At 65.4% G+C, this 15,381-nt stretch carries 11 protein-coding genes and 1 rRNA gene; 10 read left to right on the forward strand and 2 right to left on the reverse strand.

All coding sequences use genetic code 11. The features are described from left to right. The first annotated feature begins 27 nt into the window (after nt 1-27). The 6 genes from rrf (at nt 28) to DAD99_RS22165 (ending at nt 6,113) form a co-directional block, all read left to right on the forward strand. Nucleotides 28-144 (forward strand): 5S ribosomal RNA (gene rrf, locus DAD99_RS09795). A 488-nt stretch (nt 145-632) separates the two neighbouring features. Beyond that, entirely contained in the window at nt 633-920 is a 288-nt protein-coding gene (locus DAD99_RS09800; RefSeq protein WP_056341443.1) for an HU family DNA-binding protein, read from the forward strand. 102 nt (nt 921-1,022) lie between these two features. Continuing rightward, nucleotides 1,023-3,176, forward strand: coding sequence for a cytochrome c oxidase assembly protein (locus DAD99_RS09805; RefSeq protein WP_193341381.1), 2,154 nt, complete (start codon nt 1,023-1,025; stop codon nt 3,174-3,176). Beyond that, nucleotides 3,176-5,227 carry an NHL domain-containing thioredoxin family protein gene (locus tag DAD99_RS09810; protein ID WP_193341382.1) on the forward strand — a complete coding sequence of 684 codons (2,052 nt, stop codon included), beginning with the start codon at nt 3,176-3,178 and terminating at the stop codon, nt 5,225-5,227. The genes DAD99_RS09805 and DAD99_RS09810 overlap by 1 nt, the downstream gene beginning before the upstream one ends. A gap of 233 nt (nt 5,228-5,460) precedes the next feature. After that, nucleotides 5,461-5,658: a hypothetical protein gene (locus DAD99_RS09815; protein WP_193341383.1), complete on the forward strand. Its 198-nt coding sequence runs from the start codon at nt 5,461-5,463 to the stop codon at nt 5,656-5,658. A gap of 212 nt (nt 5,659-5,870) precedes the next feature. Then, nucleotides 5,871-6,113 (forward strand): DUF559 domain-containing protein, encoded by a 243-nt coding sequence (locus DAD99_RS22165; RefSeq protein ID WP_309233239.1) that lies wholly within the window; start codon nt 5,871-5,873, stop codon nt 6,111-6,113. A gap of 54 nt (nt 6,114-6,167) precedes the next feature. Here the strand turns inward: DAD99_RS22165 and DAD99_RS09825 are convergent, their stop codons facing one another. Both DAD99_RS09825 and DAD99_RS09830 read right to left on the reverse strand, forming a co-directional pair. Further along, nucleotides 6,168-7,160 carry a hypothetical protein gene (locus DAD99_RS09825; RefSeq protein WP_193341384.1) on the reverse strand — a complete coding sequence of 331 codons (993 nt, stop codon included), beginning with the start codon at nt 7,158-7,160 and terminating at the stop codon, nt 6,168-6,170. Between the two features lie 129 nt (nt 7,161-7,289). Then, nucleotides 7,290-9,017, reverse strand: coding sequence for a helicase HerA-like domain-containing protein (locus DAD99_RS09830; protein ID WP_193341385.1), 1,728 nt, complete (start codon nt 9,015-9,017; stop codon nt 7,290-7,292). A gap of 178 nt (nt 9,018-9,195) precedes the next feature. Here DAD99_RS09830 and DAD99_RS09835 point away from each other — a divergent pair, with 178 nt between their 5' ends. The 4 genes from DAD99_RS09835 to DAD99_RS09850 all read left to right on the forward strand — a co-directional run bounded on the left by DAD99_RS09835 (nt 9,196) and on the right by DAD99_RS09850 (nt 15,378). After that, nucleotides 9,196-11,529 (forward strand): chromosome segregation ATPase, encoded by a 2,334-nt coding sequence (locus DAD99_RS09835; protein ID WP_193341386.1) that lies wholly within the window; start codon nt 9,196-9,198, stop codon nt 11,527-11,529. 187 nt (nt 11,530-11,716) lie between these two features. Next, nucleotides 11,717-12,706 carry an LLM class flavin-dependent oxidoreductase gene (locus DAD99_RS09840; protein ID WP_193341387.1) on the forward strand — a complete coding sequence of 330 codons (990 nt, stop codon included), beginning with the start codon at nt 11,717-11,719 and terminating at the stop codon, nt 12,704-12,706. 258 nt (nt 12,707-12,964) lie between these two features. Further along, complete coding sequence (locus DAD99_RS09845; RefSeq protein ID WP_193341388.1) at nt 12,965-14,023, forward strand: LacI family DNA-binding transcriptional regulator; 1,059 nt, start codon at nt 12,965-12,967, stop codon at nt 14,021-14,023. Between the two features lie 53 nt (nt 14,024-14,076). After that, nucleotides 14,077-15,378: a sugar ABC transporter substrate-binding protein gene (locus DAD99_RS09850; RefSeq protein ID WP_185261878.1), complete on the forward strand. Its 1,302-nt coding sequence runs from the start codon at nt 14,077-14,079 to the stop codon at nt 15,376-15,378. Nucleotides 15,379-15,381 lie beyond the last annotated feature (3 nt).

The raw sequence follows: 15,381 nt of genomic DNA on the forward strand, positions 1-15,381 counted from the left end.
ACGCCTGAACGGGCCGGGTAGAAGGGTTACGGCGGTCATAGCGTGGGGGAAACGCCCGGTCCCATTCCGAACCCGGAAGCTAAGACCCACAGCGCCGATGGTACTGCACCCGGGAGGGTGTGGGAGAGTAGGTCACCGCCGGAACATCATTACAGGTCGAGAGCCCCCCAACCACCAGGTTGAGGGGCTCTCCCACGTTAACCACCCAACCCACAAAACCCACCCAACCAGCACCACAAACCACCCGCCCGCCGGCCCACAGAACCACGCCCGGCAGTGAAGGGCCTGAAATCCGACACCCTCCCACAACCGCGAACAAGACGATGCTGGGAACCAACCCGCCGCCGTCGTACGCCCCGCAGACTCCGGCAGCGCGAAGTGGGAGAGCGTCCTGGGGACGAGCGCAGGATCTGATAGAGCGTCTGCTGGATACCTGCAGCACCTGCTGGACGGTCCGCTGTGGGCGCAAATCCCCCGGAAATCCGCGGAAAACCGGTGATTTTGGTCAAAAAGTCGCGGAAACACGCGGAATTTGCGGTCCTCGCGGGCCCAAGCTGGTAAGTTTTCGAAGAGTGGCTTGCACGCATGCCGCGTTCAGGCTCCAGAAATCGTGACCGTCCAGGAGGACATCAATGGCTAAGAACCGTAGTGAACTTGTTTCAGAGGTAGCAGGCAAGGCCGGCACCAGCCAGGCTGCCGTCAACTCCGTCCTCGATGCACTGTTCGAGGTATTCGAGACTTCCGTCGCCGCCGGCGAGAAGATCACCATCCCGGGCTGGCTCGCAGTTGAGCGCACCGACCGTGCAGCACGCACCGGACGCAACCCGCAGACCGGCGAGACCATCCAGATCGCAGCAGGCCACAGCGTCAAGCTGACCGCCGGCTCCAAGCTGAAGGCTGCAGTCGCCAAGAAGAAGTAGTATTCTTCAGCAACAGCAGCAAAGGAGCGGCAACCTCAGGGTTGCCGCTCCTTTGCTTTAAGCCGATTCGCCGCGCGGGCACCGGTAGCGGACAATGGATAAGTGCCTTCTGCAGCAAAATCCCGTCCCGCAGCACCCCAGCCAGGCCCCGTCGGGGGCGTCTCGGCCCGGGGTGGCGGCGTCTTGGGGATTTCCCCGCCGTGGCAGCTCGCGGGCCTCGCTGCCCTCTTCCTGGGACTGGTGGCGGCACTCCTTTTCTCCGGGGCGGCTGCGGCCCGTGAGGTCTCTGACCCCGGAGCCCTGGTCCGCTGGGGGCTTCCCGTCAGCAAGGCCATCCACAACGTGGCACTGGCGACAGTGATCGGCGGACTGATCTTCGCCGTCGGTATCCTTCCAAGATCTGCCGGACCCCGGTCCCGAAACCAGCACCATGGGGACGCTCCGGAACACCCGGCCTTCGCCCGGGTCCTGGCCATTGCGGCCGCTGCGGGTGCTGCCTGGACGTTGTCAGCGGTGGCCGTACTGGTCCTCACCTACTCAGACGTTGCCGGCCAAGCGGTCGGTGGGGACGCCGAGTTCACCCGCGCCTTGGTGTATTTCATGACGGACATCGATACCGGCCGGGCATGGCTGACCGTGACCATCATCGCGGCCGTGGTGACCACCGCGCTGTTTGGCGTCAGGTCCCTTGGCGGCCTTGCGCTCACGCTGATCCTTGCGCTGGCCGGACTGGTTCCCGCCGCGCTGATCGGCCACTCCTCAAGCTCGTCGGACCACGAAGGCGCCATCAACTCCCTGGGCCTGCACCTCGTGGGCGTCAGTGCCTGGGTTGGCGGCATTATTGTCCTGGCGCTGCTCTCCGGAATCCTGGCCGGCTCGAAGTCCGGGACCGCCGCCGACATCACCGAACCGACGCTGCGGCGTTTCTCCTCCCTGGCCGGCTTTGCGTTTGTGCTTGTCTTTGCCTCCGGCGTCATCAATGCCAGCATCCGCATCACCAACTGGGGGGACCTCCTTGGTTCCCCCTACGGCCAACTGATCCTTGCGAAGTCGGCGGCCGCCTTAGTCCTTGGCGGCATCGGTTTGATGCACCGGCAGTGGGTCATCCCGCAGCTGGGCCGCAAAGGCTCGGCAATGTCCTCGCGCCGCGTGCTGTGGCAGCTGGTCCTCGTGGAACTCCTGATTATGGGGGCCACCTCCGGCGTCGCCGTCGCCCTGAGCCGATCGGCCCCGCCGCAGCCCACCACGTTTGCACCGGATGCCTCGCCGGCCTTCATCATCACCGGCTACGAGCTGCCGCCTGAGCTGACGCCGGAACGCTGGCTGACGGAGTGGCGCTTTGACTGGCTCTGGGTGGCCGTGGTGATCTTCGGGCTGGTGGCCTACTTCCTGGGCGTCGCCAAGGTGGTCCGACGCGGCGACAAGTGGCAGTGGTTCCGGGCCGTGAACTGGGTGATCGGCCTCCTGGTGCTGACCTACATCACGTCAGGGCCGCCGTCGGTCTATGGCAGGATCCTGTTCTCCGCGCACATGGTGGACCACATGGCATTGACCATGGTGGCCCCCATCTTCCTGGTGCTCGGAGCCCCGGTGACGCTGGCCCTGCGGGCCTTGCCTGCCCGCGGCGACGGCACCCGTGGGGCCCGCGAGTGGCTGCTCGTGTTCATCCACTCCAAGGTCTCCCAACTGGTCACGCACCCGCTCTTCGCCGCGGCCAATTTCGCTGGCTCGATCGTGCTGTTCTACTACTCGGACGCGTTCGGCTTTGCCATGCGGGACCACGTGGGCCACGAGCTCATGATCGTGCACTTCTCGCTCACGGGTTACATTTTCATCCTGAGCATGATCGGCACGGACCCGTTGCCCCGCCGGGCGCCATATCCCATGCGCCTGCTCCTGCTGCTGGCGACCATGGGCTTCCACGCGTTCTTCGGCGTCGCGATCATGGGCGGCACCAGCCTGCTGGCGGCCGACTACTTCGGCAACCTTGGCCGTGCCTGGGGGCCCTCCGCCCTCTTGGACCAGCAAATGGGCGGCGCGGTGGCCTGGGGCATCGGCGAAGTGCCCACCCTCCTGGTGGCCATCGGCGTCGCGATCATGTGGTCCCGCTCCGATGCCAGGGAGTCCAAACGGACCGATCGGGCGGCGGACAGGAATAACGACGCCGATCTCACTGCTTACAACGATATGTTTGCCAAATTGGCTGAACGCGATGCCAGATTGGCTGAACGCAACTCAAAGCTGGAAGGCCGCTGATGAGCGAAACCGTACGCACCCAACTCCGTGTCCGCGCCTCCGAACTGGTGGGCCGTAACTGGCTCAACACGGGCGGCAAATCGCTGGACCTCGAAGCCCTGCGCGGCAAGATCGTGCTTCTGGACTTCTGGACTTTCTGCTGCATCAACTGCCTGCACGTCCTCGATGAGCTGCGCCCGCTTGAGGAACAGTACTCCGACGTCCTGGTCACCGTTGGCGTGCACTCGCCCAAGTTCGAGCACGAAGCAGATCCCGTGGCCCTGGCCGCCGCCGTGGAACGCTACGAGATCCACCACCCCGTCCTGGACGATCCCGAGCTGGAGACCTGGAAGGCCTACACGGCGCGCGCCTGGCCCACGCTCGTGGTCATCGACCCCGAGGGCTACATCGTGGCGCACCTGTCCGGTGAAGGCCACGCTGACGGCCTTGCCGTGCTCATCCCCGAACTGATCGCGGAGCACGAGGCCAAGGGCACGATCCACCGCGGCTCCGGCCCGTACGTGGCACCGGAAGCCACCTCGGGCACGCTGCGCTTCCCGGGCAAGGCGCTGTTCCTGCCGGCGGGACGCGGTTCAGCCGGAACAGGTTCAGGCGCGCAGGGTTCAGCCGGTCAGGGAATGTCCGACGGCGGGACTCCGGCTGCCGCGGATACCGCCACCGGGGGTTCCTGGCTGGTAACCGACACGGGCCACCACCGTCTTGTGGAGCTGGGCAACGACTTCCAGACGGTGCTGCGCACTTACGGCTCCGGGACCAGGGGCCACGCTGACGGCCCGGCCGCTGCCGTCGACTCCGTCCAACCGACCGCACGGTTTAACGAACCGCAGGGCCTGGTGCTGCTTCCGGAAGAGGTGGCAGCGAAGGCGGGCTACGACGTCGTCATTGCAGACTCCGTCAACCACAGGCTCAGGGGACTCTCGCTCACGGGCGGCAAGGCCACGACGATTGTTGGCAACGGCGTGCAGCGCCTGTTGGAAACCGGCCCCGCCCGGGTGGACGAAGACGCGGCCGGTTTCACGGGCCAGCTCAGCGAGCATCCGCTGGAAGTGTCCCTCAGCTCGCCCTGGGACGTCGTGTGGTCCAGCAAGCTCAACGCCGTGGTGATTGCCATGGCCGGCACGCACCAGATCTTCAGCTTCGAGCCCGTCACCGGCGCCGTGGCAATTATTGCCGGCAACGGACTGGAGGGCCTGCTGGACGGCTCTGCCCACGAAGCCTGGTTCGCGCAGCCGTCCGGACTGGCCGAGGACGCCGACGGCAACATCTGGGTGGCGGACTCCGAAACGTCAGCCCTTCGCAAACTGATCATTGACGACGGCGGCACGGTCACCGTGGAGACCGCCGTGGGCAAGGGCCTGTTCGACTTCGGCTTCCGCGACGGCCCCGCGTCCGAGGCACGCCTCCAGCACCCCCTCGGCGTCACCGTCCTGCCTGACGGCTCCATTGCCATCGCCGACACCTACAACGGTGCCGTGCGGCGCTACGACCCCGCCGCAGGGACCGTGTCCACGCTGGCCCGCGGACTCTCGGAACCCTCCGACGTGATTGTGGACCACACGCACGCCGCAGGCTCCGAGCCGTTGCTGGTAGTGGTGGAGGCCAACAAGCACCAGCTGGTCTACGTGCCCATCCCCAAGGAAGCCCAGCAGGTGGACGAGGGCGCCTCGCAGACCCACCGGCCCAAGAGCCCGGTCGCCCCCGGGCTGCTCGAACTGACCGTGCGCTTCACCGCGCCCACCGGGCAGAAGCTCGACGACCGCTGGGGCGACCCCACGCAGCTGAAGATCTCCTCCACTCCGCCGGAGCTGCTTGTGTCCGGCGGTGGGACTTCGGTGGGGCTGCTCCGCACGCTGGAACTGGCTTCCGGCATTCCGGAGGGCGTCCTGCACATCACCGCCCGCGCCGCGGCCTGCGACGGCCCGGAGGATGCGGACGGTGAGATTCCGGACCACGCCGCCTGCCACTTGTACCAGCAGGACTGGGGCATCCCGGTTCTCCTGACGGACGACGGCGACACGGAGTTGGTCCTGGACCTGCGCGGAATGGACTGATCACCGCCGTCGTGCTTTAGGTGAAAAGGCTGCCTCCCAGGATTTCGTGTCACGGGAGGCAGCCTTTTGCGTCTCGAGGCGGCGCCCGGCCGCGGATTGCCGGGGGATACGTCTCCGCTCGTAGCCAAAAGCGTGCTCTGCGTGACGCCATGGGCAACCACCGGAGCGCCGAGTTATCCACATAGGGGCGCCATGGGGCGCGGCCAGGTCCCCGGCGGAGGCAGCATGGCCACATGGATGTGCACCAAGCACTGCTGCTTTGCGGCGGAGCAGCCGGGCGCCCGGCGCTGGGCAGGCCCGGAATCGATGATGCGTCGTTGCGCCGGGCAGTCCGGGGCGGGCAGCTCCTCCAGCCGGACCGAGGGTTGTACTCACTCCCGACGGCGCCGGCAGAGCTTGTGGTCCTGTTGCGCAACCGGCCGATGTCCTGATTCACGCACTGAGGTGTCTGCCTTTTGCCGAGTCGCTGGTGATGGTGGAATGTGCCGTTCAGCGGGGAGACATGACCGTGGAATGTCTGAGGGCCAGGCTGCCCGGCAGGCGGAACGGCCCTGCGCGTGAGGTCCTGAGGTGGGTGGACCGGGGTTCGGACTCGCTTCTGGAAACCTTGCCCCGGACCTGTTTCCGGCAGGCCGGGATCCAAGTGGAAACCCAGGCCTACCTTGAACGGGTGGGTCAGGTTGATCTCCTGTTGGAGGGCTGGCTGGTGGTGGAGCTGGACGGCCGGCAACATGCTGAGTGGTCCCAGGTGAAGAAGGACCACCGCCGGAACAACGAGTCGGTGGTCCAGGGCTACACCACGCTGCGGTACTACTACGCGGATGTTGTTTACTCGCCGGCGGACATGGTGGGGCAGGTCGTATCAGTGCTGGCCAGGCGCCGGTAACGGCTCCCATCACGCGGCCCGCGGGTCTGCGGCAGCCAGGCCAGTGGCGCCGGGCTAGTAGCTCAGCAGCGGGGTGACCCTGATGGTGTCGCCGGCGACGTCCAGGCGGGTGGTGAAGCTGAAGTCCACCTCTTCGTTGAGCGGGAACCAGGCGCCCGTGAAGGAACTCTGCTGGACCGCCTCCACCTTGGCCTTCCCGTCGAGGGGTGCAATCACCCAGCGGCCATCGAAGGGCTCGATGGAAATCTCCGGGTACTTCGTGATGGTCCACTTGATGGTGCCGTCGTCCACATTGTTGTGGCTGGCGAAGTAGAAGGGGCAGTCCGGTTGCAGCTTTTGCTGCTTCACGGCTTGGGCGGCGCAGGTGTCGAGAAACTCCTGTACCTTCGCACCAACGTCCTTCCGAAGCTGGTCGGTGGCCTCGGTCAGCAGGTTCAAGGGAGCCACCGGGACATCGCGGGACGTCACCGTGGCGCGCGTGGCGGGAGCAGCGAAGTATTCACCGTTCAGGGATGCCTCGTATTCGCCCGGGTAGAATACGGCGAACGAATTTCTGCCCTGGGGCATGTTCACCGGGACGCCGTTGAGGGTGGCTTCGCTCGCGTTCACCGCCGTCAGGCCCACTGTGGGCAGCCGAGACTGCACAAACGCCCACGTATTAAAGAACAGCCATTCGGTGCCGGTCTTCTCCAGCAGAAACTCGGTGTGAAGCCTGCTGCCATCGATCGTATATTGCACGGGCACCATGACCTGGTTTCCTGAGCGTTCTTCGGCATCGCCGATGGTGATGTTCGCCAGGCGGGATGCGGCCGTCTGCAGTGCTGTGCCGTCGAGCATGGCGGCGTTGCTGGGTGGCACTGTGGCCCGCAACAGACCCAGCGCCTTGCCGCCGTCACCCTCGTGGAGGGCGTCCAGGTATTCCCGGACAGGCTGCTGTGGACTGGCCACCGTGTTGTTCACCACGTTGACCCCAACGATGGCCGCGGCCACGGCAAGCATGAGGCCAAGCAGCCACCCTGCTGCCATCCTCACCAACGCCTGACTCATCTGCACTTCCCTTACGTTACCTGCAAGCCCGCTGAACACAGGTGTTGCCGCCGCCCCGTGCAGCAGGGTGCGTCGGCTTTCCTGACGTCCGACGGCGGGAAAGCCAGGGCGGATATCGTCCGGTTTTTACTACCGCCGGCGCCGGGACGAGGTGCCGAAAACGCCGCGGAGCAGCTCCCGGCCAAGCTGCGTACCCAGGGAACGGGCCATGCTCTTCAACCCGCCGCCCAGGGCACCGCCGAGTACTCCGGCAAGGTCGCCCGCCATGCCGCCGCCGGCAGGGGCCGCAGGTTCCGGTGCACGCCGCGAGGGCGCATCAGTGCCGGCGCCACGATCGGGCACCGGTGCGGGCCGGCTGCTGGGCCGTCCCAGGATTTCCTCCTCGATCCTGCGGGCCTCGGCGTCGAGGTCGGCCTGGCCCGAACGTGACTGGACCGAACGTGAGTGCCCGGAAGTCCGTGGAGCCGGAGGCTGACCCGGGGCGGCTTCGCCGGTGGGAGCCGCGGTCTTGCCGGTAAGTTTCTCGTATGCGGAGACATTGTCTACCGCGGTCCCGTACTTGGCGAGCAAAGCGGACCCGCCCACGGTGCTATTGATGAGTTCCTCTGTGCTGGGGCCCATGACGGACTCGGGTGCACGCAGCCGGGTGTGGGCAACCGGCGTCGGGGCGCCCTTCTCATTCATAACGGTAATGATGGCCTCCCCGATCCCAGCTGACGTGAGGGTTTCCTCGAGGTCATAGTCGCTGACCGGGAACGTTGACACAGTGGCTTTCAGGGCCTTGGCGTCCTCGGGTGTGAAGGCCCGGAGGGCGTGCTGTATGCGGTTGGCCAGCTGGCCCAGGACGCTGGCGGGAACGTCTTTTGGGGTTTGGGTAACGAAGACTATCCCCACGCCCTTTGAACGGATCAGCCGGACCGTGGTGGTAATGGCGTTCAGGAAGGCCCTGGATGCGCCGTTGAACAGCAGGTGTGCCTCGTCAAGGAAGAACACCAGTTTGGGCTTGTCCAGGTCACCGGCCTCGGGGAGGTCCTCAAACAGGTCCGCCAACAGCCACATCAGGAAGGTGGAGAACAGCATCGGCTTGGTCTGCAGGGTGGGCAGCTCCAGGCAGGTAATGACGCCGCGCCCGTCCGGGGCGGTCCGGAGCAGCTCGGCCGTGTCGAATTCAGGCTCGCCGAAGAACCTTTCCAGGCCCTGCGCTTCAAGGTTCACCAGTTCACGGAGGATGACACCTGCGGTGGACTTTGACAGGCCGCCCAGTTCCTCCAGCGCGTCCTTGCCTTCGTCGGAGGTGAGGAACTGGATGACTGCCCGGAGGTCCTTGAGGTCGATCAGCTCGAGGTTGTTTTTGTCCGCAAAGTGGAAGACCAGCTGCAGGCTGGACTCCTGGGTGTCGTTGAGCTCCATTACGCGCGAGAGCAGGATGGGGCCAAACGATGTGATGGTGGCACGGACGGGAATTCCATTGCCGTCGCCGCCCAGGGCCAGGAACTCCACCGGGAACGTCTTGCCGGACCAGGCCTGGCCGATGCTGTCGGTGCGCGCCTTCAGCTTCTCACTGCCGGCGGCCGCCGTGGCCAGGCCGGAAAGATCGCCCTTGATGTCCGCGAGGAACACGGGAACTCCGGCTGTGGACAGCTGCTCGGCCATCATGTGCAGTGTGACCGTCTTGCCGGTGCCGGTGGCGCCGGCTACCAGGCCGTGCCTGTTCATCATGGCCAGCGGCAGGCGGACCTGGGCTTCCTTGTGGAGTTCGCCGTCCACAATGGCGGCACCCAACTCGATGGTGGCACCTTCCAGGGTGTAGCCCTTCTGGATGGTGGCGAGTTTTTCTGCAGTGGTTTTGTTGGCCATGCCGCTAGCTTAGCGGGGCCGCCGAAGCGAGTAGTGGCCCGGCGACTCCCCCAAAAAACGAGTACTCACGCCAAAAAGACAGGTGCCCACTACGCGTGTGCCGGGGAGGATGCCCAAAATACGCTGGGAACTGTGTTGCAGCCGGAGTTGGCTGCCCCTACGGTCTCAGGAGCTAGAAATGCCCATCGCCTCATCAAAATCTGGCCTCGCGCGGCGACTTGCTGCTGCGGTTGTACTGCCTGGCCTGCTGACCAGCACGCTTGTCTTTGTTATGCCGGCAACCGCGGACTCGCGGTCCGCAACCGGCATTTGCAACGGCGTGGTGAACCAGTTGGCCCACCGGGGCTCGGTTCAGGAGAACCTCCTAAAGGCCGCGGCCAGGAAGAACGCCGCCGCGATCGTTGCCCTGCAGGCCCAACGCAGCGTGCTGCAGGCGACGGCATCAACTTTGACGACGCAGATTGCCGACGCGGACAAAGCGCTGGCTGACCTTGAGGTCCAGGAGACGGCCCTGACCCAGGCAGCCGGGACCGCCCAGTCCCAACTGGACCTGCTGACATCGGATCAGGCGGCAAAGGCCGCCGATGTGTCTGACGCCCAGGCTGCCCTCGCCACACTGCAAGGTCAGAAGTCGGACGTCGAAGATCAGCTGACGCCGTTGCAGAAAGACCTTGCCGCCGCGCAGGCCGCAGCTGGAGACCTCCGCAGCCAGGCAGACGCAGTCGACGCGAAAATTGCGGCAAACAACCAAGCCGTCGCCGCAGCCGAGAGCGAGCTTGCCACGCTGAAAGCGGCAGCGGACAACGCCACGGCCAATCTTTCGGCTAAGGAAGCGCAGATCCGGGCGGACCAGGCCGAACTGTTGACACTGACCGCGGCGGCACAGCAGGCCGCAGCCGCGGTCGGCCTCGCGTCCCAAGCCGTGACTGACGATGAAGCAGAGCTCAAGCGCCTGCAGGAGGCGGAAACCACCGCCGAAGATGCCCTGCAGGCGCAGCAGGCAAGTGTCGCGGCGGCACAGCAGACGTTGTCGGTCATGCAGGGGAAGGCCGCGGATGCCGACGCTGCCGTCACCGCGAAACAGGCGCAAATCGCCACCGCCACCACTGAATTGGCAAACCTCCAGACCGCGGCCGCCAGCGCCGCGTCCGCCCTCGCAGACAAGAATGCCGCCATCACTGCGGCCCAGGCTGAACTGACCACCCTTCAGGCTAACGCTGCGGCGGCAGCGGCGGCTGTGAGGACCAACGCTGACAACATCGCCGCGGTGAACGTCACCATTGCCGCGCTTCAGGGCCAGATCGCAACCCTGAACACGCAGATTGCGGCCAAACAGAGCCAACTGACCCAGGCGCAGGGCGACTTGGCGACACTGCAGTCAACAAAGACTAGTCTTGAAGCCGAAATCGCCGACTTGACGGCCCAGATCGATGCCATCAAGGGAAATTCCAGCAGGAAGCGGGAGCTTGAGGCTTCGCGTGCAGCCAAGCAGACCCAGCTGGCGAACATCACGACGCAGATCACGGACAAGAACACCCTGATCGCCGGAATGCAGGGCGACCTGAACACGCTCAATAGTCAGGTCGTAACGCTGAACGCCCAGCTCCTAACAAGACAGCTGGAAAGCAGCACCCTGCAGCAGCAGGCCGCGCCGCTGCAGACTGTTCTGACGACATTAAACACTGCCGTCACGGCCAAGGAAGCAGAGATCGCGGAACTGAAATCTCAGATAGCCTCCCTACAAGACGCCGTCAACCAGGCCAACGCGGCGGTCACCGGCAAGCAGTCGGATCTGACCGCACTTCAGAACGGACTGCCGGCCTTGCAGAACGCCGCAGCGGCAGCCGCCAGTGCTGTGGCGGCACAGGAAAAGATCGTAACGGACCTCGAAGCCGCGTTGCCGGGACTGGAAACGGGTGTCCGGGAAGCCCACGCTGCCATCGCCGACCAGCAGGCCGTCCTGGATGCGCGCAGGTCCGCCCTCGCCGACGCCCAACAGGCCCAAGCCGCGGCCGAATCCGCAATGGATGCGAAGAAGACTGAGCTCGCAGCTTTGCAGTCCGAGATCACCGGCCTTTCCGCTGCTGTCGATGGGGCCAACAGCGCCGTCACGGCGAAGACTAGCGAAATCGCCACGCTTAACCAGATCGGGGACAAATTCGTAGCCGACCTGGCCAACATTAACGCCCAAATCACCTCCAAAGAAGCAGAAGTACTGGCCCTGCAGACACGCGTGAATCCGCTGCTGAGCCAGCTCAACCAGCTCAACGGGGAAATCAGCGCCGCGGAGGCAAACTTGGCGTCCCTGCAGTCGCAACTGACCATCCTCGACGGGCAGGTTACAGCGGCGCAGACAAAGCTTCGGGAACTCCAGGGCCAGAAGAAGCCGAGCAACGACGCAGTCAAGGCACAGAAAGACGTCGTCACCGCCCTCCAGACCAGGCTCGGGGACGTCCAGAAGCAGATCGCAGCCGTCGATTCATCGATCGCCCTTGGGGGGTGCGCCGCCTGATTCGTGAGTCCAAACCAACGCGGGGTCACATCGCGCCTATAAAGTCCCCTCCGGGATGGGCGCGATGTGACCCCGCGTTGGTTTAAAATCCGCAGAAATATCCCGGGCGCCGCCGTCGTTGTCCACAGTGCGCCCGCCGCGACCCGGCCGGCCACCCTACGCAACGCATTGAAAGGCCGGCACCGACGTGACGCTTCCCCTCTCCATCCTTGATCTGGCAACCATCGGCAAAGGCCAGACGGCGGCGGAGAGTTTCGCGGGCAGCGTGGCCATGGCGCAGCGGGCGGAGGAGCTTGGGTACCGCCGGATCTGGTACGCGGAGCACCACAACATGTCCGCCATCGCGTCGTCGGCCACCAGCGTGCTGATCGCCCACGTGGCCGCCCACACCAAGACCATCAGGCTGGGCGCCGGCGGAATCATGCTGCCCAACCACTCGCCGCTGACCATCGCCGAGCAGTTCGGCACGTTGGAGACGCTGCACCCGGGCCGGATCGATCTTGGCCTGGGCCGCGCGCCCGGCAGCGACCAGAACACCATGCGCGCGCTGCGCCGGGACCCCATGTCCGCGGACACTTTTCCGCAGGATGTGCTGGAGCTGCAGGGCTACCTCACCGGTCCCACCCGGATCCAGGGTGTGGAGGCCACCCCGGGCAAGGGGACCAATGTGCCGCTGTACATCCTCGGATCGTCATTGTTCGGCGCCCGCCTTGCCGCCCAGTTGGGTCTGCCGTACGCCTTCGCCTCGCATTTCGCCCCCAACGCCCTGCAGGACGCCGTGGCCCTCTACCGCAGTGAATTCAAGCCCTCGGCCCAGCTGGACGCACCGCACGTGATCGCCGGCGTCAACGTCATTGCCGCGGATACCGCCGTCGAGGCACAGACGGCTTTCCGTGCCACCCTGCGCGCCCGCGTCTCACTTTTCTTCGGCGGCGGGCGCGAGTTCTCGGACGATGAAGCGGACATGATCCTGGACTCCCCGCAGGGCCAGCACGTCTCGCAGATGATGACGTACTCGGCCATCGGAACCGCGGACGTGGTGCTCGACTACTTGGACGGGTTCGCCAAGCACGCCGACGCCGACGAACTGATCGTGGCGCACCAGAACACCGGCACCGAGGCCAGGATCCGCTCCGTGGAGCTGCTGGCGGAGGGTGCCGGGCTGGCCCGCGTCTAGTCCCGAGCAACCACCAGCGAGGGGTGACGTACCCGCGTCACGCCACGCACCCTTTTGGAAGGCCCGACGGCGGGGTCCCCCGGTATCACGCGGCGGACGCCGCCGTCGTGGTCCAAAAGCGTGCCGTGCGTGACGCGATTTGCATCTGTAAGTCAGCCAGGCCCTTGACATACATCAGCTGAACCGGTTAAGTGGAATCCACTGAACCGGTTCAGTGGCGTGAGCCGCGGGACCCGAAACCTAAAGGGCACCCACATCATGGCAGTAACCATCAGCGACGTCGCCCACGCGGCCGGTGTCAGCAAAGGTGCTGTCTCGTATGCGCTCAACGGCCAGCCCGGCGTCAGCGATGCCACCCGGGGCCGGATCCTCCAGATCGCGAAAGAGCTTGGCTGGAAGCCGAGCCTCCGCGCCAAGGGCCTGTCCTCCGCGAAGGCCTACGCCTTGGGCCTGGTGGTGGCCCGCGATCCGAAGCTCCTCGGCACGGACCCGTTCTTCCCGGCCTTCATTGCGGGCATCGAGACCACCCTCGCCGAGCACGACTACACCCTGGTCCTGAGCGTTGCCACCGCTCCCGGCGCCGAAGAGCGGGCCTACCGCAAACTGGCCGACGGCGGCCGCGTGGACGGCGTGATCCTGACCGATATGCGGCACAACGATTCCCGGATCGGCCTGCTGCGTGAGCTCAAGCTGCCTGCGGTGACGCTCAACAGGCCGGATTCGGGCTCACCCTTCCCCGCGGTGTCCATGGACGACACGGACGGCATCACGGCCGCCGTCGAACATCTCCTCGCCCTGGGGCACGTCCGGATCGGCCATGTGGGCGGCGCCCAGGAATACATCCACGGCCGCAGCCGCCGCCAGGCCTGGGAGTCGGCTATGGCCGCCGGCGGCCTGTCAGCGGATCTGTTCGCGGAGGCTGACTTTACGGCGGCCGGGGGAGTGGCCGCCACCGCGGAACTGCTCCGCCGGCCGGACCGCCCCACCGCGATTGTCTATGCGAACGACCTCATGGCGACGTCCGGCCAGTCGTTCGCCCAGTCCCAGGGCCTGAGCGTTCCGGGAGATCTGTCCATCACCGGTTACGACAACGCCGAGTTCACGCAGTACCTCAACCCGCCCCTCACCACTATCGCCACTGACCCTATGCGCTGGGGCAGAGTTGCCGCGCAGGCCCTCCTGGACCAGCTCAACGGCACGCACTCCGGCCAGGATACGGACCTGCAGGCACCTTCCCTGCTGGTCCGCGCCTCCACCGGCCCCGCCCCATCCGCAACCACCAAGCCGGCCCCCCAGCAATCCCCAACGCAAGCATAAAAGCACACCAACCAGTAGCAGATCCCCACCGGGACCAGTACCAAGGAGTCGCAATGAAGCGCTTTACAAAAGCCACGCGCGTAATGTCACTGGCCGCCCTCACCGTGATGGGCGCCGGCCTGGCAGCCTGCGGCGGTGGCGGCGGAGAGCCCGGTGGCGGCTCGGCCACGTCCGCCAAGGGCCCCATCAAGATCTGGTACTCCAACAACGAGTTCGAGGTTAAGTGGGGCAAAGCCATGGTGGAATCCTGGAACGCCGCGCACCCGGAGGAAAAGATCGATGCGCAGGAGATACCTGCCGGCAAGAGTTCCGAGGAAGTCATCGGCGCCGCCATCACGGCCGGCAACGCGCCTTGCCTGGTCTTCAACACCGCGCCTGTGGCAGTTCCCCAGTTCCAGAAGCAGGGCGGTTTGGTGGCGCTGGATGAATTCCCGGACGGGCTCCAGTACATCAAGGACCGTACCGGGGACCTGGCCGACCAGTACAAGTCCGCGGACGGCAAGTTGTACCAGCTGCCCTGGAAGTCCAATCCCGTAGTCCTCTTCTACAACAAGGACATGTTTGCCAAGGCAGGGCTGGATCCCGAGAACCCGAAGCTGGGATCCCACCAGGAACTGCTGGACACCGCCCGCACCCTGGTGTCCTCCGGTGCTGCCACAAATGCCATCTGGCCATCACCGGCCAGTGACTTCTTCCAGGCCTGGTTCGACTTCTACTCCTTCTACGCCGCCAACTCCGACGGCACCCCGCTGGTGAAGGACGGCAAGGCAACGTTCGACAGCGAGCAGGGCAAGCAGGTAGCCGCCATGTTCGAGACCCTCTACAAGGAGAACCTCGCCTCCAAGGAGGTCTACCAGGGTGACTCCTTCGCCGAAGGCAAGGCCGCCATGTCGATGGCCGGGCCCTGGGCCATCGCGGCCTACAAGGACAAAGTGAACTGGGGTGCAGTTCCGGTCCCGGCGGCCACGGCCAAGGCTGATACCTCAACCTTTTCCGACGCCAAGAACGTGGCCATCTACTCCGCCTGCGGGAACCAGGGCACCGCTTGGGAGGTCTTGAAATTCGCTACCAGCAAGGAGCAGGACGGCAAGCTGCTGACCGATACCGGCCAGATGCCGATGCGCAAGGACCTTCCCACGGCCTACGCGGACTACTTCGCCAAGAACCCGGCGTACACCCAGTTCGCCGAACAGGCTGCGCGGACGGTGGAGGTCCCCAACGTCTCGAACTCCGTTGAAGTCTGGCAGACTTTCCGCACCGCCTACGCCAAGGCCGTGATTTTCGGGAACGAAAGCATCGACACCGCGTTCAAGGACGCAGCGGACAAGATCAACCAACTGGTAGCCCAGAAGTAGCGT

This window comes from Pseudarthrobacter sp. AB1, from assembly GCF_014926485.1.
GTDB lineage: Bacteria > Actinomycetota > Actinomycetes > Actinomycetales > Micrococcaceae > Arthrobacter.

Coding starts and splice junctions, on each gene's coding strand:
- DAD99_RS09800 (WP_056341443.1), top strand. CDS start 633: ATGGCTAAGAACCGTAGTGAACTTGTTTCAGAGGTAGCAGGCAAGGCC.
- DAD99_RS09810 (WP_193341382.1), top strand. CDS start 3,176: ATGAGCGAAACCGTACGCACCCAACTCCGTGTCCGCGCCTCCGAACTG.
- DAD99_RS09815 (WP_193341383.1), top strand. CDS start 5,461: ATGGATGTGCACCAAGCACTGCTGCTTTGCGGCGGAGCAGCCGGGCGC.
- DAD99_RS09825 (WP_193341384.1), bottom strand. CDS start 7,160: ATGAGTCAGGCGTTGGTGAGGATGGCAGCAGGGTGGCTGCTTGGCCTC.
- DAD99_RS09830 (WP_193341385.1), bottom strand. CDS start 9,017: ATGGCCAACAAAACCACTGCAGAAAAACTCGCCACCATCCAGAAGGGC.
- DAD99_RS09835 (WP_193341386.1), top strand. CDS start 9,196: ATGCCCATCGCCTCATCAAAATCTGGCCTCGCGCGGCGACTTGCTGCT.
- DAD99_RS09845 (WP_193341388.1), top strand. CDS start 12,965: ATGGCAGTAACCATCAGCGACGTCGCCCACGCGGCCGGTGTCAGCAAA.
- DAD99_RS09850 (WP_185261878.1), top strand. CDS start 14,077: ATGAAGCGCTTTACAAAAGCCACGCGCGTAATGTCACTGGCCGCCCTC.